Annotated in this window: 25 protein-coding genes and 1 pseudogene; 19 read left to right on the top strand and 7 right to left on the bottom strand. The window is 41.8% G+C overall.

Features of this window, described 5'->3' with window-relative positions:
• Nucleotides 1-268 precede the first annotated feature (268 nt).
• Entirely contained in the window at nucleotides 269-550 is a 282-nt protein-coding gene (locus tag AACW45_RS30160) for a hypothetical protein (RefSeq protein ID WP_190636789.1), read from the top strand.
• Here the strand turns inward: AACW45_RS30160 and AACW45_RS30155 are convergent.
• The 5 genes from AACW45_RS30155 to AACW45_RS30135 form a co-directional block, all read right to left on the bottom strand.
• Nucleotides 490-4,095 (bottom strand): bifunctional DNA primase/polymerase, encoded by a 3,606-nt coding sequence (locus AACW45_RS30155; RefSeq protein ID WP_199331269.1) that lies wholly within the window; start codon nucleotides 4,093-4,095, stop codon nucleotides 490-492. The genes AACW45_RS30160 and AACW45_RS30155 overlap by 61 nt on opposite strands.
• A gap of 496 nt (nucleotides 4,096-4,591) precedes the next feature.
• Nucleotides 4,592-6,277 (bottom strand): helix-turn-helix domain-containing protein, encoded by a 1,686-nt coding sequence (locus tag AACW45_RS30150; RefSeq protein WP_190636787.1) that lies wholly within the window; start codon nucleotides 6,275-6,277, stop codon nucleotides 4,592-4,594.
• A 194-nt stretch (nucleotides 6,278-6,471) separates the two neighbouring features.
• On the bottom strand, nucleotides 6,472-6,654 hold the full coding sequence (locus tag AACW45_RS30145; RefSeq protein WP_190636785.1) for a ribbon-helix-helix domain-containing protein: 183 nt from the start codon (nucleotides 6,652-6,654) through the stop codon (nucleotides 6,472-6,474).
• Between the two features lie 80 nt (nucleotides 6,655-6,734).
• Entirely contained in the window at nucleotides 6,735-7,256 is a 522-nt protein-coding gene (locus AACW45_RS30140) for a ribbon-helix-helix domain-containing protein (RefSeq protein ID WP_242045791.1), read from the bottom strand.
• Nucleotides 7,253-7,495: a hypothetical protein gene (locus tag AACW45_RS30135; RefSeq protein ID WP_199342976.1), complete on the bottom strand. Its 243-nt coding sequence runs from the start codon at nucleotides 7,493-7,495 to the stop codon at nucleotides 7,253-7,255. Before AACW45_RS30135 ends, AACW45_RS30140 begins: the two co-directional genes overlap by 4 nt.
• Nucleotides 7,496-7,688: 193 nt before the next feature.
• Between AACW45_RS30135 and AACW45_RS30130 the strand changes: the two genes are divergently transcribed.
• From AACW45_RS30130 to AACW45_RS30050, 17 genes and pseudogenes are all read left to right on the top strand, one after another.
• Entirely contained in the window at nucleotides 7,689-7,979 is a 291-nt protein-coding gene (locus AACW45_RS30130) for a hypothetical protein (RefSeq protein ID WP_096649019.1), read from the top strand.
• Nucleotides 7,933-8,499: a hypothetical protein gene (locus tag AACW45_RS30125; RefSeq protein WP_190636783.1), complete on the top strand. Its 567-nt coding sequence runs from the start codon at nucleotides 7,933-7,935 to the stop codon at nucleotides 8,497-8,499. The genes AACW45_RS30130 and AACW45_RS30125 overlap by 47 nt, the downstream gene beginning before the upstream one ends.
• Nucleotides 8,492-8,767: a hypothetical protein gene (locus AACW45_RS30120; protein ID WP_190636781.1), complete on the top strand. Its 276-nt coding sequence runs from the start codon at nucleotides 8,492-8,494 to the stop codon at nucleotides 8,765-8,767. Before AACW45_RS30125 ends, AACW45_RS30120 begins: the two co-directional genes overlap by 8 nt.
• A 324-nt stretch (nucleotides 8,768-9,091) precedes the next feature.
• On the top strand, nucleotides 9,092-9,601 hold the full coding sequence (locus tag AACW45_RS30115; RefSeq protein WP_190636779.1) for a hypothetical protein: 510 nt from the start codon (nucleotides 9,092-9,094) through the stop codon (nucleotides 9,599-9,601).
• Nucleotides 9,602-9,613: 12 nt separating this feature from the next.
• Nucleotides 9,614-10,264: a hypothetical protein gene (locus tag AACW45_RS30110; RefSeq protein WP_190636777.1), complete on the top strand. Its 651-nt coding sequence runs from the start codon at nucleotides 9,614-9,616 to the stop codon at nucleotides 10,262-10,264.
• A gap of 128 nt (nucleotides 10,265-10,392) precedes the next feature.
• Nucleotides 10,393-11,040 carry a hypothetical protein gene (locus AACW45_RS30105; protein WP_190636775.1) on the top strand — a complete coding sequence of 216 codons (648 nt, stop codon included), beginning with the start codon at nucleotides 10,393-10,395 and terminating at the stop codon, nucleotides 11,038-11,040.
• A gap of 65 nt (nucleotides 11,041-11,105) precedes the next feature.
• Nucleotides 11,106-11,681 (top strand): hypothetical protein, encoded by a 576-nt coding sequence (locus tag AACW45_RS30100; protein ID WP_190636773.1) that lies wholly within the window; start codon nucleotides 11,106-11,108, stop codon nucleotides 11,679-11,681.
• A complete protein-coding gene (locus tag AACW45_RS30095; RefSeq protein ID WP_190636771.1) occupies nucleotides 11,678-13,180 on the top strand; it encodes a hypothetical protein in 1,503 nt (500 codons plus the stop codon). Before AACW45_RS30100 ends, AACW45_RS30095 begins: the two co-directional genes overlap by 4 nt.
• Nucleotides 13,181-13,386: 206 nt before the next feature.
• Nucleotides 13,387-14,247 (top strand): HaeIII family restriction endonuclease, encoded by an 861-nt coding sequence (locus AACW45_RS30090; RefSeq protein ID WP_190636769.1) that lies wholly within the window; start codon nucleotides 13,387-13,389, stop codon nucleotides 14,245-14,247.
• Entirely contained in the window at nucleotides 14,240-15,082 is an 843-nt protein-coding gene (locus tag AACW45_RS30085) for a DNA adenine methylase (RefSeq protein ID WP_190636767.1), read from the top strand. The genes AACW45_RS30090 and AACW45_RS30085 overlap by 8 nt, the downstream gene beginning before the upstream one ends.
• 60 nt (nucleotides 15,083-15,142) lie before the next feature.
• On the top strand, nucleotides 15,143-15,361 hold the full coding sequence (locus tag AACW45_RS30080; protein WP_190636765.1) for a hypothetical protein: 219 nt from the start codon (nucleotides 15,143-15,145) through the stop codon (nucleotides 15,359-15,361).
• A gap of 9 nt (nucleotides 15,362-15,370) precedes the next feature.
• Nucleotides 15,371-16,342 (top strand): MvdC/MvdD family ATP grasp protein, encoded by a 972-nt coding sequence (locus AACW45_RS30075; protein ID WP_206758487.1) that lies wholly within the window; start codon nucleotides 15,371-15,373, stop codon nucleotides 16,340-16,342.
• A gap of 7 nt (nucleotides 16,343-16,349) precedes the next feature.
• Nucleotides 16,350-16,988, top strand: coding sequence for a hypothetical protein (locus AACW45_RS30070; protein ID WP_190636762.1), 639 nt, complete (start codon nucleotides 16,350-16,352; stop codon nucleotides 16,986-16,988).
• A gap of 236 nt (nucleotides 16,989-17,224) precedes the next feature.
• A pseudogene (locus AACW45_RS30065) lies at nucleotides 17,225-17,290 on the top strand (hypothetical protein); the annotation flags it as partial.
• A 54-nt stretch (nucleotides 17,291-17,344) separates the two neighbouring features.
• On the top strand, nucleotides 17,345-17,527 hold the full coding sequence (locus AACW45_RS30060) for a hypothetical protein (protein ID WP_242046853.1): 183 nt from the start codon (nucleotides 17,345-17,347) through the stop codon (nucleotides 17,525-17,527).
• 63 nt (nucleotides 17,528-17,590) lie between these two features.
• The gene (locus AACW45_RS30055; protein WP_190636760.1) at nucleotides 17,591-18,214 is read left to right on the top strand and encodes a Uma2 family endonuclease; all 624 of its coding nucleotides are present in this window, start codon (nucleotides 17,591-17,593) and stop codon (nucleotides 18,212-18,214) included.
• A gap of 368 nt (nucleotides 18,215-18,582) precedes the next feature.
• Nucleotides 18,583-19,440 (top strand): tyrosine-type recombinase/integrase, encoded by an 858-nt coding sequence (locus tag AACW45_RS30050; RefSeq protein WP_199331268.1) that lies wholly within the window; start codon nucleotides 18,583-18,585, stop codon nucleotides 19,438-19,440.
• A gap of 68 nt (nucleotides 19,441-19,508) precedes the next feature.
• On the opposite strand, the gene AACW45_RS30045 is transcribed toward AACW45_RS30050, so the two are convergent.
• Both AACW45_RS30045 and AACW45_RS30040 read right to left on the bottom strand, forming a co-directional pair.
• Complete coding sequence (locus tag AACW45_RS30045) at nucleotides 19,509-19,721, bottom strand: helix-turn-helix domain-containing transcriptional regulator (RefSeq protein ID WP_190636758.1); 213 nt, start codon at nucleotides 19,719-19,721, stop codon at nucleotides 19,509-19,511.
• A 126-nt stretch (nucleotides 19,722-19,847) separates the two neighbouring features.
• Nucleotides 19,848-20,825, bottom strand: a complete 978-nt coding sequence (locus AACW45_RS30040; protein ID WP_190636756.1) for a pentapeptide repeat-containing protein — start codon at nucleotides 20,823-20,825, stop codon at nucleotides 19,848-19,850.
• Between the two features lie 168 nt (nucleotides 20,826-20,993).
• Between AACW45_RS30040 and AACW45_RS30035 the strand changes: the two genes are divergently transcribed.
• On the top strand, nucleotides 20,994-22,043 hold the full coding sequence (locus AACW45_RS30035) for a PDDEXK nuclease domain-containing protein (protein ID WP_190636754.1): 1,050 nt from the start codon (nucleotides 20,994-20,996) through the stop codon (nucleotides 22,041-22,043).
• Nucleotides 22,044-22,815 lie beyond the last annotated feature (772 nt).

Here is a 22,815-nt window from a genome sequence, read left to right as displayed (position 1 = left end):
TTTATAAAGCCAAAAGCATTTTTTCTTGGTCGTGCCAGTCAGTGAAATTTTTATTACTACCGCTATAAAGACTATCTAATAGCAGGAGTAATATTAAAAAAAAGTAGCCCAGCCAGCCAAACGTTTGGTAAATCGGCTCACACATTTCTGTGAGATGTCTGTGATTTGGGCGTGAGCCTCGGAGAGAACATAAGGTTTTGGGTTCATCACATGGTTTTTTTCATTTATGCCTCACTTTATAAGCAGAATAGCTATATAATAAGAGTTTTTGTTATTGCTTGCCTTGCAGTTGTCTTTGTGGTACTTAGGTATGGACGATACTCAGCAACTAATAGCTATCCAAGAAGAACTAAAGCAAATTGGAGCGCGGCTGAGAAAGATTTTTCCGCAAACCCATCCACAGTTTGACAGTGTATTTGAAGACTTGGGCGCAGCTGGATATTACATTCGGGAAGCTGGTTATCGTTTAGAATCAGTTCTTCTGACTGTTCAAGGTGATAGCGCAGCTTCTTCTCCTGACCCAGAGACTGGAGAAAATGAAATTGAGTAAATTTCAGTGGGCAGACAACTTAGTGCAGCTATCAGCAGGTTAGCCCTAACTTGCGGGGTGCATTCGTGTAAAACTCGCTCCATTGCTCTATTACCAATGGTTTTGGCAACTAACGCCACTTCGTCTAACAAAACCTCTGGAGATAATTCAGGTTGTTGGCACAATATGGGGAAGTATTCACTGGCAAGCCACTGTTCGTCTTCCTCCAATTCTGAAAAATTTTTATTACTATCGCTATGAAGACAATCTAATAGCAGTAGTAATATTTTTTTAAACTTCGCCCAGCCGCCCCAGACTTTGGTAAATCGGCTTACCCAGGCTTGGGAGATGTTAGCAATTTTGGCTACAGCCTTTTGGCCAATTTTCTCCTGCGACTGCCACAGTTGGGTAAAAGCGTTGACGATGGCGTGTCCGGTCTGCTGAGAAGCAGTACCAGCTTCCGGGCATAATTGGCAGGCATCAATGCTTTGTAATTTAACATTGGGGAGATGGTCAGCTAGGAAACTCACGTCATAGTCAGCACAGAAGTAGAAAGTCAGCTGTTCGGTGGGGCGACGGTGAGAACGCAAGCGCCCAATTTCTTGGATAATTTCTGCTTGCACCAATTCGGTGAGACACTTTTGGAAGGTGCTGTTTGTGCCTACGAGGTTGACTGGTTTTCCTGTCATTACCTGGAGTTGTGCTGCCAAAACACCAATATTTTGGTAGGGAATGCCAAAGCTGGCTAGAGCGTCAGCATCACTAAATCGGTTAACGCCGCGACCATCAACAAAGTGACCATATTCCCGGCGGTCAGTGGCAGTGTCAGCGATCGCTTTCCAATCAATAATGCCGAGTTGGGAGTGCAGCTTTGTCAAAGCTTCTTTGAGGGCGTTGACGCGGGCTATAAGGGACGGAGAACGATATTTAGGCAGTTTTCCTAGTCCAATGACGTTAATGACCGATAAATTGGCATAATCAGGGCGCTGTTGCTCAATTACTAATACGGGGTCAGAGCAATCTAGTTTTAATTTCAATTGGCTGGTGGTGAGCGTAGCATCGAGAAAAATATTAAATTGGGCAGAGTTGACTAGTTCAATATGTTTGGGGTTTTTTCGGTAAATGCTCAACACACCCCAGGAACAGCTAAAAGCACCGTCACCTTTCCAGGCTTCTAGGAAATCAGGTAGCCAGTACAAGGGGAGGTCGAGAAATTCTCTGCCAGCGTTACGGGCGCTGTCCTTGGTAATTTGTTTGGCAGCGTAACGGGCGGCGGCACTTTTTTTGAGTTGCAAGTCGTTGTTAACGTCGATAGTGTCTAGGTCTTCTAGGAATTTTAAATCGGGTTCTAAGGCTTGCCGGAAAGCTTCAATATCTAAATCAGAGGGGAAGGGGGGTAGCATTGACCGGATACTGGCATCATTAAAGCCGTAGCGGTCGGGAGAATCGATGTCTTGAGTGAATAGCGGGTGTAAGGCTTGGATAACTGGCTGGAGTTGAACTAGCAGTGATGGTGCGTTGAGTGCCAGTTGACCAACGGTTTTTTCAAAATCAGCTTGATTGACATCAAGGGAATGCACTGGTTTGATCAGTGTGCCTGCTTCTTCCCAAATGCGACCGACTGTAAAAGCTTGGTCGGCAACGTTGATTAAGTCAGTGGGGGTAGAATCGGGGTGCGCTCTGAGTTCTCTGAAGTGGTGAATTGTTGTGCGTTTTTGAAAGCGGAAGCCGTAACCGTCACCACTGGCGAAACGACATTGGTTTTTGAGAGAGCAACCATTACAGATGGGGCTAATGTCGCTTTCTTCAAAATCGAGGCTGGTAAAGTTTTTGTGGCGAAATGCGCTGAATAAATAAGTTCTGTGACAATTGCCCACAGTGTCGGCAGTTTCACCCGGTTTAATCCAGAGTTGGAAGTCTTCGCCTAGAGGAGTTTGGCGGGAGGGGTCAAGTTTGAAGCCGTTATGTCGCACTGGCAGGTCAACAAAGTTTGTCTCGATGGGCAGTGTGGAGGGGTTGCGGTGGTTGGCATCTTGGTAAATGAGTTTATCAACGCTGAATTGGGCTGCTGTTAGCATACCAGCGCGGTAGCTTTTGCCTAAACCAGGGTGTGATTTGTCTAGAATGAGCTTCCATCCTTTAGAAACTGCCTCAAGCCAAGCTTGGATATGTTGGTCTGGGGTGCATTGGATTCTAATATCGGCTACATCGTCGGTTTTAACTGGGATATTACCTGGTTTGTAGTTGATAATTTGGTGTGAGCTATCCTCAACTTTAGGCAGTGTCGCTGCTGGTTGATTACTCAACCCTTTGCCAAACTTCTTAAATATGGGTTGAAAGGGAGCTACGGTCTGCGTGATTAAATTTTGGAAGCTAACCAAATCAGCTTTAATCTGCTTTATTTCCCATTCAGCGCGGGTGATAACACGCTTGTCTGCGAAAAATGATTGAGGTTCACGGATGATTGCTTCTGGAACTGTTACGCCAGCATCTCTTGCTAATTCTTTAACAATTTCTGCAAAGTCGTAGCCCTTGGGTGTACCATAACCACCGCATAATTTCCAACGGTACTGGACAGCAGTGCCACCTTCACCTGTTGCTTTGTCTTGCCAAGCCCAGTTCTGACCATCCCACCAAACATGGAATGATGTACCGCTAGCAGATTGTCGCCAAGGTGGACAACCTTTGATCGTCTTGCCGTACTGTCTAAAGTTATGTCCTTCCCAGCAGTAAATTTGCTCTGGGGAGAGCCGGGGTAAAACCTCAAATTCTAGAAAGTCAACAAGATTGGTGCTATTTTCCTTTATCGTGCCTTGCTGCCGCATCTCTGCCCATTTGACAGCACGTTCTTGACGCTCTTGCTCTTTGTGCTGTTCTTGTGTGGCAAATTTGATCAGCAATTCGCACAACCAGCTAGGGGCGATCGCAACTTCTGTTGTCTCTGGTGAATTAATCCACTGATAGCTGCCCGTTGTCGGGTGTCTGCTAGGTGGTAGGCAAGATTGAGAGCGATTGTATCTAAATTCCAGTAACTCAGTTGGCTTGCCCTCAGTATCACGGGCAGTTTGTAAATCCTCCCACTCAGTTAAAACTGCTCTGTTAAAGTCTTTTAGCAGTGGCCTAACTTCATTGGGAATTTGGAATAGCAGCTGATAACGCCCTGGCTTGCCAGAAGTCCAAGAAACAGTTTTAGGTAAGTTACCGCCACAGATTGCATTGAGCAATGGTTCAGCAGTGCTGCCATCAACGTCAATCGCCAGCTTTCCATCTGATGCTTCACCCGTTCGCAGTCCAAAACCTGACCAAAAAGCAGTGTAGGGATTGCCTTTTTTGCTAATCTTCTTTTCACCGTGCAAGATTAGCCTTGCAATCTCGCTATGGGGGATAAATTCTTCTGTCTGCCAGTTTTCGCGCCGTGGAGATTTATCTTGTAGGGGTGTCAGTGACCAATTTTGAGGGATATCTCTTAAGCCGTTGGCGATATCCTTGGCGTTGGGAACGCGGCTAAAAGGTTTCCAATCTTCTGTTTCTGTTTTAGTGCGGGTAAGGGTAGCCGATGTGTTCATTTAACCCCCCTCCCTGTTACGGCGTTCGTCATTTGTCACTCCTCTTGAAAAGCCGCTCATCAGCCATTACCCCTTGTGCTGGTCACTCTAGAATGGGTGCTATGGGATTTTGGTTTGAGGGCAGCTAAAAGTTTTCAGTAGCAAAAAAGTTTTTGATATTTTTGGACACCAGGAAATAATGCCAGATTGGTCAAAACCACTCGGCAAAACTGATCTAATTAATCTAATTAATCAGGGCTGTTTTAAGAGGCTACAACCCTTATGCAGCAAGGATTTCAAAAATGGATTGTCCGGGGATTCTAGAGTTTTTGTCCGGGGATTCTAGACTTTTCGTCCGGGGATTCTAGAGCCTTTGTTTTAAAAGCCAACGCTTTACAGGGCAAAGCTTTGAAGCCAATTTTTTGAATTATTTTTTTTAAAACAAGAATGCAACAGAAAACTAGCCATCCACAGCCGGATTGCCAACTCGTAGTTGAGAAATGCAGAGTAATAATACTTAATCTGGGATATCTAAAAGCGTTTGGAGCTGGGCGGCAAGTTGTGGATTAAAGGTGCGCTCACCCCGTTCAATTAGGGAAATCAGGTTTTGAGATACGCCGAGAAAACCAGCCAATTTGGATTGAGACCAACCTTTAGCAATACGTGCTTCTTTAACTTGACTGCTAGTCAAGCTGATTTGTGGTTCTGGTATGGGCGTGGCTTTGGGCTGTAACTTTTCTACTTTGGGTTTAACTTTCGGCTGTAATCGTTCAACTGTAAGTTTGGCCTTGGATGCTATGAGTTCTGGGATAGGGCTTGGGGGTTTGATAGTGAGTTTTGCATCCAACAGCTTATCAAGGTAGCCTTTAGGTTTTTTTTCTTTGGAATCTGGTCTTAATTCTTCGGGGTAAGTTTCGAGGTCAAATGCAATCTGCCAGCCCAGTTTTAGTAGTAGCTTTATGGCACTATCCCAGTGCTTTTTTAAGTCATAAGCTCGGCGGCGATCTAACCTAGCTCTATCTATAATTGGTTTGGCGAATGCAATTTCTAATAGCTCCTGTACTTTGTAATTTCCATCAAGGCGAATTCGACTATCCAATGTTAAATAGATAGCCAGTCTTAGTGCGAGTTCATCATGGTAGGGATCTATTTTCAAAACTTGTTGGGCTAAGTAGCCAAACTGATATAAAGCATCCCTGGATTTTGCGCCTGCTCTGTTTAAAAAATGTTTAGTCCAAGCACCTGGTTGAATAATTAACTGAACTTCATCAGGCTCATCTATTTTTCCTTGTAAATTTATCTGACCATAGGGCACAACTGTAATATTCCACATTCGCCCTACAGGGGTACTAGCATTTATTCCACCTTTTTTGTTCCTCCCTTCTACCCATACTGCTTTAACTAATAAACAATCTAATGCGAAAGCAGTTTTGGCTATTTCTGAGAGTTTTTTATGTTTGGCTAAATCAGTGCGCTGATCCCAACCCATATCTTTTATCAAGTCACTGGCATTGAGAATAAATAAGCTTTCCCACGGTCTTTCCTGTTTCATTGCATAGGCAGCAAAGATTAGGTGCAGCTTGGCACTGTTAAACCCAAATTTATCAATGATTTGTAGTGCTTCATCCCAAGGAAGCATGGAAATATCACCGGGGTTGGCAATATAATGCTCAATGAAGTTTTGAGAATCACCCTTAGCTCTATGTTGTAAGTAGGCTATTCCATCTTCATTTTGCTTCCATAATTCTTTTTTGATTTGAGAGTCAATGCTGGAAAACATAACTGCTGCGGTTGGAATAGCTTCAAAGTCTTGAGACTTAAATAATTTTGTCTGCCTAACTTTGATTGAATTATTGGAGGCGGAATCATCTGTAGTTTCAAGAGAAGTTTCATTCTCTTGGATACTATTTTTACATTTCTTTGTTCGGGATTTATTAGCTGGCGGTTCTAATTCTTCTTCGGCATTCTTCAAAGAATTATTGTCTGCTTTGGGAAGATTGAGCGAATTTATTACAGGAACTTCTTTAAAAGACTGTAATAAATGATTACGTAAAGCTTTGAGGAATTGTTCTTGATTCGGAAATAAAGTTGAATCAATTTCTATGATTAATTTACTAAGGTCAATGTTTTCCTGACCTTCTTGATTAATCAAGTTGAGATTTACGATTAATGGAAGTTGCGGATTTAAATCATTTGCCGCCATAAAACAACTCTCATCGAATGGAATTTAGCTGCTAGGGCTGCATGGGCAACAGCAGGCTTTTCTGATTGGTATATCTGTTAGCCGCCATCTAACATCAGCAAGCAAAAGTATTCTCTGCCATTTATATGTGTCAGCTATTTCAAGTTGATCGCTTTATTAATGGCAGGGATGGCAGGCTTAATTACTGTTTGTATTCATTTGTCCTTCTTGTCTTTACTAGATGATGAGGGAATCCTCCCCTGTGTCTCAGCTTCTTCTATAGCTTTTTCAACTAGGTACGCTACAAGGTTGGCAACGGGACGACCTTGGTCATCAGCCCATCGCTCTAATGCGTCAAAAACCTTATCAGGTAAAGTTACGTGAACTCTTTTACTCACTGCATCTAAACATATACATTTGCCTTATATCGTACTTTTTTAAGACTGATTTCTAGACAGTCATTGGGGTAAAAGTACCCTCATTTGTCCTTTTTATCTTTGTTGGATGATGAGGTTTCGTTTTGATTTTCTTTATTACTTTTCTCCAATGTGCGAAACTCACCTTTTTCTTTTGCTTCTCTGATTGCAGATTCGACCAAGTAAGCAGCAAGGTTTGCTGTTGGGCGACCTTGATACTCAGCCCAAGCTTCTAAATCTTCGTAAACTACATCAGGAATGGTTAAATTAACTCTTTTACTTGCATCAGGATTATTCGTTCCATTAAGCAGAGGCTTGAAATGGGCGATTAGCGCATCTTCAATTTGTCCTAACAGTTTTATGTCGTTACATTCCAGCCATGCAATGCAAATCTCACTACCCAATCTTGTGAACTGCTTGTACCTGTTGTGTGCAGTTAGCCTTTGGGCAAGGTTTATGGTCTTACCAATATATAGAACATCCTCGTTCTGCATCACAAAGTAGATAGCTGAACATTTTGGCAAGCGCGATCGCTCATTTAAAGGCAATGAAGGCAGTAAAAGCGGGTCGATGCCAGTGTTCATTTACTCTCCTTGCCTTCTTGGTCTTTCAACTCGAAATACTCGCGTAATAGGTTCTCCAACCCCTGACTGTTATCGACACCATTCTCTACGCAATAAATTTTGAATCTTTTGAGTAGGTCTTGTGGTACCAACCCCCTTACCAAGCCGTAGTTAGGATCTTTTTTCTTATCTGTCACAGTAGCAATGTGCTGATGTAGCAACTCCTGCTCCATTATTCCATGCTCCTTTTTAAAATTCATTTGTAGCAATGTTGCGACATCGCGACATAGTGCTATAGTAACTTATAGGACGCAGAAAGTCTGCAAATTTTTTAGAAGAATCAAAAACAACCCAAATGCGTCGAATCTTGTTTTTTGGCATGGGCATCTGATTGCAACCATGCTCACAGTTATGTCTGCAAAAGATTTCAGTGATTTTTAAGGACTCCAAAATATGACTCAAGCGCGAGTTGTGATTAGGGGCGCGGCCCTAGAAATGGGCGAACATCTTTTGAAAACTACAAAATTAGCAAGTTTAACAGAGCTAATTAACGTGATGTTTTCTAGGTACGGTAGGCATTTGGAAGCTACTTGGGAAGTTTTGCCAGCCTTTGATGTAGATGAATGCGCTCTTTTAGCAAAATCAGTGTCCAAAGTAGTTACGCCAATATCTGCACCAGTAGCAGATTGTACTTTTGATGAACAATCAACCACGGATAGAAGCAATCAACGAACTACCTCTTGAGAAAGTAATGCTTAATCAAAATCAAACAAGAAGGTTAGAAGCAATAGCACGTTGGCTCAAAGAAATTCGAGATTCAGCCGAATTTAAGCAACTGGAATACTCTCCAGATGTCACACTAGCCGACGCAATCCAAGCAGTGGGCGAACTACTACAGGAACAAGATCATTGTGATTACAGCCCGTCGAATTTTACTGATGAAGAGTGGCACAAGTATCTAGAACAAAGACCAGTAATGCACATTCGCCGCCTTATTCCTTGGCGTGAAAAGATTAGCTCATTCATCCAAGATGCTGCGTCAGAAGTAGCAATTCTGAGCTTGCTAACTACTGGTTTTATGGTTATTGGTAGTATCTTCTGTCACGGCGTTGACCGAATTGAGCAAAGTAGAGGCGAGAAATATCAGCCTACATGGATTTGCAATGCCAAAATTTTTGAAGGAAGTGCCATTGCATCTATCGCCATCTTCCTGGGTGCAAGCCTGACGGGTGCGTGTGCATCTGGAGGTAACAAAGATGGATAACTTAATTCTCGTCTATGAACCTTCTACCTTGTCACAGTGCAAGGTGTATCAAATTAAGGGTGCGCTGTATCGCTTTACAGGTAAATGTCCTTGGGCAAGAATTGACCATCCACAATGGTGTTTCACCCCGCTAGCTGGACAAAGGGGAAAAGCCGACATCAAGCTAAATCAGAACAATGTCCGACATGGGATTTATGAAGTCCCAGGTATGGTTGCCAGTAGTCAATCTGAAGTAATGGGATTGGGCATACAGCAAACCTTGTTTTGATGTGTTTGATTTGCGACTGGCTTTAATGCTTCCTTGAGCAACACGGGAAGCAAAACTAGATAATTCAGGGGCGACTTGTGGGGGTATGTGAGAAAGTGTCAGTAAGTCGCAAAACCTGAAGAGTCCTATTATTGCGTGGTTATATGCGACAAAAGCAAGGCTTTTAAAGGTCGTCCAAATTTAAAAATCCAAGGTTATTGATAGCCGTCAGACTCAGAACTATATCAAATACCTCGAATCAGACTTAGGGCTAAATCAAATACCTTGACATAACCGGATGTCTGGTTAATTTGATACCAAATTAAGTAATAACTAGGAGGTCGTGTGACTACAAAAGTGTATTCAGCTAAGTATCGCCAGCTGAAACAGATTTATGAGCGGAAGATGGGTAAACAAGTTTCAGATATCACTTGGTATCGAGTAGTAGCTTTTCTCAAACAGCGTTTTAGCTTAAATGTGGAGTCAGCAAACGCTCAAGAAATAGTTGAGATGTTTGCAGGGCTAAGGCAGCGCTACGGGGCGCTAACTCCTGCTAGCAAAGGATTTAATGAGCGCTGGCAAGTTTTTAAGCATTTCTATGAGTTAGACGCTAGTTATAACGGCAAGGGCTTTTTAGTTGCGCTGGCAGATTATCTAAAAATTAACCTTGATGACGTACCGCGCAGCACTCGTTACTACTGGTTTAGTCAAGCGGGACTATCTTTTAACGCCTTTCATACTTACCACAGCAAGGATTTAGCGCTGGTTGGGTTTGTTGCTGCTAAGTGGGCAATCAACAGGCGACCGCAGCCGATGAAATCCGCTATCCCTGAAGTTTTAGTACTAGCCAAATAAAGAGTAATCATCATGTCTAACAAGTTCACTAACAATGTGCGTACTCGTTTATACAAGCAAGGTTATCAAGGATTCACCAAGGATGATTACACAGAAGCGGCGATCGCCTCCGAGTGTGATGACCTTGACAATCCCAGCAAAGACCAATTGAGCCAAGCGGTTGAATATCTCAAAGAAAAAGCAGTCGGTCGATTATCAGTAATTGATGAACCAGTTGAAGAAACATTTTTAACTAGTACACAAGATTCACAGCCTGAGCCTGATAAGACTCAGCTTGCAGTTGCAGAATCAGAAAACCAGATTGTGCTGAGTGAGCAACAAAAACAAGCACTGGTGACAGAAATTGCCGAAGGTGCAGGGATTGAGTTAAAAGCGGCGGATGTGAAACAGATTACAGTGTCCATCGCTTCTACCTTTGCATCCAGAAAAGATTTAAATGAGGCAATTTTTAATGCACTCGTCCACTTTGCAAAGGAATTTAAGAATCAGGAAGTAGCGAAAATCCGGCGCAAAGCTGACGAAATCAGGCGAACGCTGGCGGAGATGGACGATGCAGCAGGTAGCGAACTGACGCAGATTAAACAAGCGATGGAGGCCACTGCCCTGGACTACAAAAGCCAGTTTGCAGACCTCGCGTTATCTTTTGCCGGCATCATCGATTAAGCAGACAGGTTCGCTCACTTACAGGCATTTGTTAATTGGGCTGGTGGGGATACCGTTGATCATCGCGCTGGCGGCTCCCCTCGCTCAATGGTTTGTCAAAGAATGTTGCTCATACAGGAGTTACAAACGTGAAGCACATCAAGAATATGGTCGGCAAGCACGGTAAAAAGCTCACAGCAAGGGCGCAAAAGCTGGGGATCGCTGATAGCTTAATCATGGGCTGTATTAATGGTGATGATGCAGCGCTGGCTAAAGTAGGGGAAATGGGTAATGAGGGCGATCGCATTTTAACCATCATGCCCTACATCACAGATAACCTCAGTGCGTTTATCAAGGGTACTGAGGAGTACAACAAAGGACTAGCTGAAATTTATAAATCTGCTGGCGCTTCTGGTATTGCCATTGACAAAGCCAGTGCTGATTTGACGGTAGCGAATCTCAAGTACGGTCATGAACGCTCAGAAATTGGATTGAAACTGGCAAGCGATCGCACGCTAGAAAATCAGCGTTACAGAGAAAGCATTGACCTAATTAAGCTCAAAGCTTACATTGACTACCACATGAGCCAAGTTGACCATCTAGGGGCTTCTAAATCGCAGTTAGCCCGACCCGTAAAGGCACAATTAGATGCTGATAGGGCTTATGAAATGGAGAAAGCCAAACACCTACTAACATACGGCGAAAGCGCAGACCTTGATTTAGTACCTCGTAAGTCATTCACGACTAACAAACTAGTCCAAGCGTTCCGCACTGCTGTTTCTACAATTTTCGATTAATTCAAATAGCAAAATCCCCTACAAGTTAGCGCTCAGTAGGGGAAATGATCATATTAGTAATAACAATGTTAGATGAACTTGACACCTCACTGCAAGACGGAGACACCGAAAAATCACTTGACTATCAAGACTATCCTGATACTGCATTTACCCAGGATGAACAAGAAGCTATTAGAAGATTCAAAGCTAAAGAAATTGAAAAGCTTAATCGCAGTCGCGCTGTTCTCAAAGGTATTGAATCTTGCGGCTGGGGTGTGACTTCCTATTGCTTGGCTAAGTATTTAGTAATAGCTACAGGCTCGTCTGGGTTGCTACCTGCGGTTGCTATTGTGTTGGGAATTAATCAAATAGTTAATCGGGATTTATTAGAGTTCTCCGTAAATAAATCTCCAGAAGGATGGGTTTTTACGGACATGGACAAGGCTATCAAATTTATATTTCAAACTATATTTGGATGCTTCATTCTGTGGACTGCTGTAGGCGATTTCTACGGTACATTACAAAGTTCACATCAGACTTACGAGAATATCAAAGCAACTGTAAAAGACTTTAACCGTCTGCCAGCAGATGACAAAACTATTGTGTTTGTAGTCGGTGCATTAGTAGCTGGCGGCGTTGTTTACGCAATCAGCAAAAAATGAAAGCTCAATCATTGTTAAAAACGGGTGCTTTCATTGGTGTATTTTTAGGACTAGCAAGTGCCTACTACTATGGACAAACACCGCGCCCTTATCAATTTACTGAAGTGCGATTTTGTCCAGTAACAGCTAATAATCGCCCAATGAAGCACTATGATGACCCCGCAGAATCACAATCAGCACTCGATAATAAATACTGTCGGTTTAAGTACAGATTACTAACAGAAGTATGGAACTCACGACAGTTTAATGAGCAAGTGTCACTTCCCGAAGATGCTTTTATTGTTAAAGATTTAGCGCCATCGGCTAACACTAGCTTATGGCTTTTAACTGCACCTGCTCTAGTCTGGATGGGTTATTACTGCTGGGCTGCAAAAGATGAAATTGACAACTCCGAAAGCTTTCAACGCCTAGAAGATTTCAAGACAACCATTAAACACCAAGGCTTAGTTACTAGGACTGAGCGCGATTTACAGTCACATGAATCAGAGCGGATTAAGGACAAGCATAAAAAAGATATAGACAGACGCGCTGACAATCAATTAGTTGAAGAAGGTTATATCTCACTTGATGAGTTACGAACGCAGTACCAACGACAAGCAGAACTTGAAAATTTGCAATTTAATAATACTAAAAAACAGTTTACAGTTGCTGACTCAGTAGCTGACAAAACCGTTGCTGAAAATCTCCGAGATCAAGCTAAAGCTGACCAGGAACGCAGCAAGATTGAAGGCAAAATTAAGGATGTGAGTGCAGACAGTAACAGCAATCAATCTGTTGACCAGCAACGAGCAACTGAACTCATACAAGCGCTCAAGGCTCATGAGGACGGCTGGTTGTGGAAGATTATCGACAACCTAACCCCCCTGTGGCTAATCGGTCGTCAGGGGTCAGGTAAAACTTACACGAGTGCGGCTATAGCTCTTGTAAGAAAGCATTGTTTAGGAATTCCCATCTACTACTTAATTGACCGCCACGCGACTGGGGATAACTCCAAAGCATGGCGATATCTTGAGACTCAAAATATTGCCGAGTCAGAGTTAGATATAAGCACTGCGCTTGATACTCTCTGTGAGCATTGGCTATTAAGAATTAAAGGTAAAAATGACTTAGAGCAACCTGCTCAGATAACACCAGAACAAGTGCTGATTGATGAGTACACCAACCTGAAATCATTGATTGGTGAACCCGCAGAAAAGTTTTACAAACTGCATTTGACAGACACTAGGAAAGCAAAAGTTTATGTGACTGGTATTACTCATAATGACACGAATTCCAGCTATCCCGAAGGCACACAAGCAATGAGAGAAGCGGGTACAATCCTCATTCAAAAATTCTCAGCTAACGGTAAAACACCGCTACCAAGAGTCAAGATTGTTCGTGGCTTGCTTGATGATAATGGGGAAGAATTGAAAGAAGCAGAGCGTACATTGCCAAGCTGGTTTAACCCAGAGTCCATTTACAATCATTTCAACGGTAAGCCGATTGAGTTAGATGGTTAATTAATGCGTTTACTGAGGATCATACCTGCAAACATAAGGGCGATCTGCTACTATAAACAGTTTGTATTACTTAGAAATGCTGCATAAAAAGTCATAAAAAATACGTAATTTTTGCACCTGCTATTGCATAATTTTACGATGCTTTCAAATCACATTACTTTGACAGTATATCGGTTAATCTGTGGAAAACATAATGTTCCACAAATATGACACCCCGTTCAAACCTGCATGGTCGTGTATTAGAGTACCTGATAACAGAAGTAATAATTAGAACACACTCAGGAGCCAGCTTAACAGTTAGAGCTAACAATGCTCAACTTAGGGATGCCAGCAAGTTGCCAGAGTTGGATTCATTACTCTTAAATGAACTGACAAGTGCAGCTGATGCGCTGTTGCACTTGTGGCTCAATCCTCATTTTCAGTTGTCTAACCAAGCATCAATCACGATAGATCGACTACCAGATCAAAATCAGAATGATGTTACTGACATTCGTCTAACTTCAAGAGCATGGACAGTCAACTTATCACTCAAACACAACCATACCGCACTCAGACACCAACGTCCTGGCACAACTCCAGTTCACTGCGGTTACGCTAAAAATGACCCACAGATGCAGCAGTTTAGACAACAATACCGAGCAACCACACAGGAGTTCATGCAATATATTGGGCAGGCAAAGCTCTTTGCAGAATTACCGCCTGCTTTGATTGAACAGCATTTATATACTCCTGTCTGTAATTTGGTGAGCCAATTTATCAATAACCATGCTTCTATTTGTGCCACTAAGTTATTTCAGTACCTTGTTGGTGATGTGAATTACTACAAAATTATTGTTGATACTCACGCCAAAACCCTGACTATTCAGCAGTTTGCACAAATCCAAATGCCTACTAACGTGATCCCAACGGTCAATAAACAGTATGTAAATTTGATTTTTGACAATGGATGGGAAATTTCTATGCGCTTACATACCGCATCAAGCCAACTGAAAAGCTCTCCCAGTTTGAAATTTGATACTAAAGCACTAAAAAATCCGCTTCCTGCTACTATAATTCCTTATGTTTAAAAGTCCATTACGTTATCCCGGTGGTAAACAAAAGGCAATTCCTCAAATTGCTCACTATCTACCTCCTACATTTAAGGAATTCCGCGAACCTTTTGTCGGCGGAGGTTCTGTATTTTTTCATGTTTTACAGAAGTACCCTAGTATGCCTTGCTGGGTCAATGATCTCAACCCAGAACTGTATTACTTCTGGCTAATGGTCAAAACTAATCTACCAGAGTTAGTTGAGTCAGTCTGGAAAGTAAAAAAACAGACAACAGATGGACGTGCCTTGTTTAAATCTCTCGCTGCCGCAGATACGAGTATCATGAGTCCACTTGATCGGGCTGCGCGGTTCTTTGTTCTTAACCGGATTACCTTTTCGGGAACCATTGAGAGTGGTGGTTACTCTGATGCTTCCTTCAAAGGTCGGTTTACAGACTCTTCGATTGAGCGACTAGCAGCTTTGGATGATTGCTTTGTTAATACCCATGTAACTAACTTCGACTACAGCACCCTACTTACTGAACCTGGGGAAGATGTATTTATCTTTCTAGATCCACCTTATCTCAGCAAGACTCAATCTAAGCTTTATGGTAAGAAAGGTGATTTGCATACCTGTTTTGACCATTCCCGCTTTGCCAAGCTAATGGCGGAGTGTTCACACAAATGGTTGATCACTTACGATAATTGTGAACAAGTGCGGTGTAGTTTTTCTTTTGCCTACATTTATGAGTGGGAGTTGCAATACGGGATGAACAACTACAAACAGGAGAAGGCAGAAAAAGGCAAGGAACTGTTCATTACCAACTATCCTGTTGAATCATACAATTTACCTACAATCATGGAGGTTGTGTGAGGGGAAGGTTAGAACTGGCAATTTTACAGAAATGACGAACTATCTTAACCGAGGAAAACTATGAAATGTAGTTTCATATCTTTATATCAAGAAAAAGCGTTTCAGGAAAAGGAAAACACTCACTCAACTGATATTATACTTGGCACTCAAACTAGGACAGATTCTCGTGAGGAACTAGATCAAGATCCAGATAATCGTGGAACTCAAACTTCTACAAGAGCGCGAGAAAATCCTGATATTGATTACTCAAATACAAAGTTCACTGTGATTCCAAGATAGCAGAGTTGAATGATAGTAATTCTTTCAAATTCATTAGATGTGACAGTAGACTATGTTTGCTCCAAACTAGAGCAAAATAGATGTGATTATGTCAGACTAAATACTGATGAGCTAATCGAAAAAGCAGAGTTGCTATTTCGACCTAACAAACTATCACTTTCTTTGGGTCATCTGAAGTTAGTGCCAGAGGAAATAACTTCTGTATGGTACAGGAGACCACAGCCACTTAAGCTTCCAGCAAGCGAATATTTTGAGAAGGGTGAGCAAGCACATACTCGTAGTGAATGGAGTGCAGCTATTGAAGGATTTCTGTCGCATATTCCTGCTGAATTATGGATTAACCATCCAAAAAACAATGCTTTAGCTTCATCCAAGTTAGAACAACTGAGCCGTGCACAGAGATTAGGGCTTACAATTCCCAAGACCTTAGTTACTCAATCCTGGGAGCAGGCTATCCAGTTTTGGAAGGAATGTGAAGAGAGGTTAGTCATCAAACCGCTTTCACATGGATACATTGAAAGAGATGATCCTCAAGAAGATACAATAATTTTCACAAATGAGGTCACATTAGATAAACTTTATGAAAATCAAGAAATTTTATCATTGTGTCCAACTCTATTTCAAAAAAAAGTAGATAAGTTATGTGATGTTAGAGTGAACGTTATAGATGAAGAAACTATTGCTATTGCCATTTATTCTTCAGAGCAAAATAAATTACAAGCAATTGATATACGCAGAAGTAATATGAGGGGAGTTCGATATGAATCTATTGATTTACCATCTCAACTCAAGGATAAGATTTTAAATTTGTGTCGTTCATATGGACTGCGCTTTGCAGCTATTGATATGGCAATTAGTATTGATGCAGAGTGGCTTTTTTTTGAAATTAATCCCAATGGTCAGTGGGCTTGGCTAGATTTAGAGGGTGTAACCGATATTGCAAGCTCATTGTTGAGAGCCATGCAAAAAATACCTTTGTAAGTTAGATATGAATTTACCTGCTTATATCACATATGTACTAATGCGCCTTGTGCACATTGAATGTACTTTATCAGAGGTGCAGAATAAACAATATAACTCAAATAAAGATGTTGTTTTGATTTCAGCAGAGATAGAAATAAATGATGACAAGGTTGATTTTTTAAAAAATAAAAATACTGAAGTAAAAGAACGGCGATTAGCGATAGATGCTAAAGCACGTACATTATTAACGTTAACTTCTATTTTACTTGGGTTAGTCTCAAGTACTACCAGCCTAGCATCTGCAAAATCTGTAGGAATATTAGCTATTTTTCCAATTGTTTTGCTTTTCTTAACAATATATTTACTAACTGTGTACTTTGGTGTTGAAAGAGGACAAACAGTTGATTATGAGTATCTATTTTTAGATACAAAAATAGCTAAAAAAATATTATGCAATGATATGCTTAAATGTCAAGATTATAATGAACGTGTAACGAATTTTATGATTGATTTGTATCGTTCTGCGCTACGTTATTTTTCTTTTGGGATGCTGTGTATCATGATTATTGGTATTGGCAATATATATAAAGATAGTAATTATATGTCAAAATTTGTTATTGAAAGTATAACTCAACATTTTGCAAATCATACTTTATCTAATTAAAATAAAAATTTAGATATAGATACCAAAAAATCAAATTCAGAGAAAACAATAATCAATCGTGCAGCAGCTTCAACACCAACCAGATATCCTACTTTTGCATTTTAGACGCAAACAGATTATTTATAACGTGGCAGATTTAAATGTATCAATAAATGATGTCATTTTTACTTCATTTAATTCAGATTAATAATTAATTTAATGCAGTTGACAATTGCATTCTCTGAAACGAGAAGCAATTGATTGAGTGGGTACAATTAGAGTCAACTGGCACACTGCCGAAAAACGAGATAATAGATATTATTATCATAATTGCCGTTTACAAGTTTTCTTTGTTGAGTAGAGAGGAAACGGAAGCTATGCTGGGACTGACTTTAGAGGAAACGAGGGTTTATCGGGAAGCGAAAGCTGAGGGTCAAGAAAAAATATTGAAAGCAGCTGTGCCACTGTTACTAAAAACAGGGATGAGTATAGAACAGATTGCCCAACAACTCAATGTTGATGTAGAAGCTGTCCGGCTTGCTGCACAGGAGAGCGCGTAACAGAGTGTCATCAAAAACAGTCAACGGTTTTGGTGTAGCCGGAGTTTCTAAAGGCAGGCGAATATGCACACTGTAATTACACCTGAAAGAATCGAGTTGCCACCTGGTACAGTCGTAAGGATGTTGGGATCTTGGCAGGATTACCAACTACTGAGTCAGCAACTAGGAGATCGCTGCTCGCCTCGCATTAAATATCGACCAGGAGAAATTTTGCTGATGGCACCGCTACCAGAGCATGGAAGAGATGCGAGCTTGCTGGCAGATATTGCGAAGGTGTTGCTGGATCATTTAGAGCAAAGATACGATTCATTTACGCCCATTACCATGAGCTTGCCAGAAGTCAGCGGCATTGAGCCTGACTTTTGCTTTTATATTGAAAATTGGAGATCCGTAGTAGGTAAAAGCCGTATCGACTGGCAGAGTGACCCTCCACCAGATTTAGTGATAGAGGTAGATGTTACTAGTTATACCGATATTAATGACTATCTCCCTTATAAAGTGCCAGAGGTTTGGCTATTAAAGAATAAGCAGCTATTAGTTTATAGATTGCAGGGTGAAAATTACGTAATTACAGAAAGCAGCTATTTCCCTAACGTAAGAGAAATTGTGCAGCAATGCTTTCAAATTGCAAATGAGCAAACAACAAGTGAGGCGATTCGGTGGTTAAGAAACTTGTTGCGTGGGTAAAGAAGCTGTCCAGTTCGCCGATGGGTTCCCGTATAGACATAGTGTAGACGCTGGTGTAGACTGCCGTTTCTGGTTTAGCAGGGGTGAAAATCTTGGACTGGGGCTACTGGGCAGCGTTGCTATCACTTTTCGGTCAATTGATATCAATTGCTCCTAAATTTGGTATAGCATCCGGCTTTTATAGTGTATCCAGCACACTCAGCCTGCGACTTAAGTAAAACTTATCAATCAACGAGATTATGAGGGTTGTGGACGAGACGATTGATAAGTCTGGATTAAGTGTGTGGAGTCAGTGACGAAAGAATAACCTTTCCAGGGATAATGAAGTGTAATAGTAGGTTTCTACTCATCACACACCCATCCCCTGTATGAGAACGCTGAGAGAGTTGGTAGAAGAGTGGTTGGACGTGCATCACGGTAAAACTAGGGCTTCTTATCAAAATACCATTCACAAGTTTCTAAGTTTTACATCGGTGGAAGCGATCGCCGACATTCAGATCCGCCATGTCCGGGAATGGTTAGATTCGCTTCAGGAAGCGGACACGACTAAGGTTAAGCATCTCAATATCCTTAAGGCGTTTTTTTCCTATGTGACCAGTTTGGAGAAACCGCCGATTTCTCGCAGCCCGATTCCCAAGCAGTTCAAGTTGCCCAAGCCGAAAGATACTTTGGTGGAGCGTATTCTGACACCGGAGGATGTGGATGCGATGATTACAGCGACGACTGACAAGCGCAATCGGTTAATTTTAAAGACTTTGTATTTAACTGGGATTCGGGTTTCTGAGTTGTGTGGGTTGAGGTGGAAAGATGCGATCTCATCTCGTGGGGGCGGTGGGCAGATTAATGTTTACGGCAAGGGTGGGCGGACTCGTAGAGTTCATGTTCCCCAGGAGCTATGGCTCTCCTTAATGTCACTGCGCGGTGAGGCGTTGAAAGATGCGCCAGTGTTTGCCAGTGCTAAGGGTAGACCTTTGGCCCCTTCTCATATTGACCGGGTGGTGAAGCGGGCGGCGGCGGCGGCGGAATTGGAGAATGCTATGAATGTTTCAGCGCACTGGTTTAGGCACAGTCATGCTACCCACGCTTTAGATGAAGGTGTTCCAGTGCATTTGGTACAGGCTACTTTAGGGCATACAAGCTTGGATACTACGAGTAAATATTTGCACGTTAGCCCCGATAGAAGTTCTGGGGAGGTTTTAGTTAAGCGATGGTCTGAGCCTTTTTAAATTTTCAGCTTTGAATTCCAAGCTCCGTTTTAGGCAATTTGATCATCATGGTTTCCACCTTTGTAAATCTAAAGATTCTGGCGGTTCAAACCCGTTTTTTCCGCAAGGCTCGTCATCCCCGAACGTGCTTCCACCACGTTACGTAGTGCTTCCAGAAAAAAACCCAGATCGCCATCCTGCTCGTACTCTTCAAGGGCAACGTCCAGGTAAGCCTTTGCCATTTCCGGGTTCAGCAGCTGCTCGAACACAACCGCGTCATGGTTTCTCAGTTTCTTGCTCATCCTGTTCCTCCTGATAAGCCTGCCAATATTCTTTAGCTTTTTCTATGTCCCTCTCCTGGCTGTCCTTGTCGCCACTACACAGGAGAATCACCAGATCGTTCGCGGATTCACCAAAGTAAACTAGCATTAACGAGGAGATAAACCAAGCTGTTCACAAAAATTATTACTGTACTCTGCTGTTTCCCAATTTTGAGCAGATTTAACTTGTTCTATAGTTAAACCTTTAGCGTTCCAAAAATTAGCTCCTTCTATATTGGCGTTCTTAAGTTTTGCTCCTTCAAGGTTAGCATTTCCAAACTTTGCTCCTTTCAAATTTGCTCTTTGGAAGTTGGCATTTTTAAGGATTGCTCCGCGAAAACTAGCCTCTGTAAAATCAGATTCCTCAAGATTAGCTTCTTCAAGATTAACGCCCCAAAGAATCGCTTTTGAGAGTTTAACTTGTTGAAGAGAAACATGAGGCGCAATTAAGTATGCTCCTGCTGCTGCTGCGTTGAAACCTATTGGGAACTTGGTATCTTCATCGAATAAAACTTCTCTGAGGTCGGTACTTTCCAATTTAGCTTTTAGAAGAGAAGTACCATAAAGTCTAGCTCTATAAAGTTTAGCTTTACTGAGATTAGCTTCATCAAGCATTGCACCAGTAAAATCAACTCCAGTGAGATTAGCTCCTACTAAATCTGCTCCAGTTAAGTCAATACGTTTTAAATCGGCATTTTGAACATCTATATTTCGCAAAGAAACGCCGTCACTGGCTAATTCTTCCAGAGCAATTTTTCTAGCATAGCTAGTAACTGTACCAGAAGCCGCCGCCGCATCGATTGCTTTCCAATACTCGAAATGTGACCTCTGTCTTTCAGCAAGAATTCTTTCTTCTCGTTTTGGGAGTTCAAGTAAAAAAACCGTTACACCTATCAGCACTCCCAGTTTACTAAGAGCATCAAGAATTTTGATAAAAGCTAAATTTGAAAGCCAGTTAGCAATAGGAGTGGAAAAAAATAAGGTAATTATTAAAAGTATCAAAGCACTAAGCCAAACAGCCCAAAGTAAAAGTCGCTTTAGCCATAATAAAGATTTTAATTTTGGCTTTGAGTGATTGCTTTTCAAGATTATTTACCCTTTTGCTGTCTAGGTGATTAATATAATAAGATATAGCCAAAAAAAGGCAGTTTTGACACAATCTTGTTGCGAATTTCTGAGCTTATTGTATTCACGCAGCGTCGGTTACTACAGTTCATGTAAAATACAGTAATTGCTTAATACGTTCTTCTACGAGTGACCGATTCCCTTTTTCCTGAACTGAGCAACTATGATGCTTTTATAAGCATCCTTAAACAGCGCATTCGCACCGCGCAGGTGCGGGCGGCACTTGCTGTTAACCAGGAATTAGTGCTGCTTTATTGGCAGATCGGCAGGGAGATTCTACAACGCCAGCAGGCGGAAGGGTGGGGAACTAAAGTAATTGAGCGCATAGCCAAGGATTTAAAACGGGAGTTCCCGGATATAAGGGGATTCTCCTCTCGTAACCTGAAATATATGCGGGCTTTCGCGGAAGCCTACCCTGACGAGCAAATTGTGCAGCAGGCTGCTGCACAAATTCCCTGGTTTCATAACTGCGTTTTGCTGGATCGTGTAAAAGCACCAGAGCAGCGGGTTTGGTACATCCAGCAGACTATTGAAAATGGCTGGAGCCGCGCCATCCTGGAGATGCAAATTGAGAGCCGTCTTTATGAACGCCAGGGGAGTGCAGTCACCAACTTTAGCCAGACCTTGCCTAAACCCCAATCCGATTTGGCGCAGCAACTTATTAAAGACCCGTATCATTTTGACTTCCTGACATTAAGCAAAGAAGCACAGGAAAGGGATTTGGAGCGGGCGCTTGTGGATCGTATTCGTGACTTTCTCCTGGAACTGGGGACAGGTTTCTCCTTCGTGGGAAGCCAGTATCCTATTGAGGTTAGCGGACAGGAATACCGGCTTGACCTCCTGTTTTATCACCTCAAGCTTCGCTGCTTTGTCATCATCGACCTGAAAATGGTGGAATTTCAGCCGGAATTTTCTGGAAAAATGAACTTCTATGTGTCCGCAGTGAACGCTATTCTGCGGCATCCTGATGATCAGCCCACCATCGGCATCATTCTTTGCAAGTCTAAAAACAAGACTATTGCCGAACTTGCACTCCAAGGAATGACACAGCCTATCGGCGTTTCTACACATAAGGTAGGAAAAGACGTTCCCGAACAGCTTAAAGGTATCATGCCAACGGTGGAACAACTAGAGATGGAGCTAGATACGGCTGCTGCTGAACTTGAAAATAGGATTTGAGCTTTTCAATGCTTAATGTAGTATAAATGTTTTTTTAAGTAGTATTTGGTTAGTTCTTGTTTTTCTTCCTTGATTTTGATTCAAAAAACTGGCCAAAGTTTTTTGCGTACTGTGCGAGAATTTTTGGTCAATTTTTCAGTCCAATATTTTGGAGAAATATTGGGAAGAGTTGGGAAGATCTGAAGTTGTTTTGGGAATTATTGGGAATTATTGGTGAGTTTTCAGCTTAATGAAAATAGGGTCAATAGAGTTGATTCAAGATTTAAAAATTTAGAGAATATCGGGCAGCATTGGGAATTATTAAAATTTCTGTGAGAGATTTTGGTGAGTGTTGGGAATTATTGGGTCAGATTGGGACATCAATAAATTCTCATTGCCAAAGCTGAGAGTTTGAGCCAAAACTAGAGATGATTTATTGCTGAAACCATTGAAAAATCGTCCTGGAGTTTCTGTTAGTATGATTTCGCAATAAACACATCTAAAATTGTTTAGGAAACTCTTCAAAATGTCTATCGATAAAAAGGAACTGGTAAGTCGCGTATCTAAACGTTTAAGCTCTCGGCAGTGGCACAGTTGAAGAAATTCTTGATGCCACTTGCTTAAGAAATATATGAGTCTCTAAAACAAGGCAAGAGTGTATCTCTACGGAACGAAAGGCACTTTTTATGTCAGAACAGAACGAGAGTGTTGGGTGTTTAAGTTCAATCCCTCACAACGCTTGCGTCATGATGCAAGGTTGGTCGTCTACTTATAAGCCATAGCATTATTCCAA

Source organism: Calothrix sp. FACHB-168 (genome assembly GCF_963889195.1).
Taxonomy (GTDB): domain Bacteria; phylum Cyanobacteriota; class Cyanobacteriia; order Cyanobacteriales; family Nostocaceae; genus Aulosira; species Aulosira anomala_A.
The sequence above is the reverse complement of the archived record's forward strand: the minus strand, read 5'-3'. Positions and strand labels throughout refer to the sequence as shown.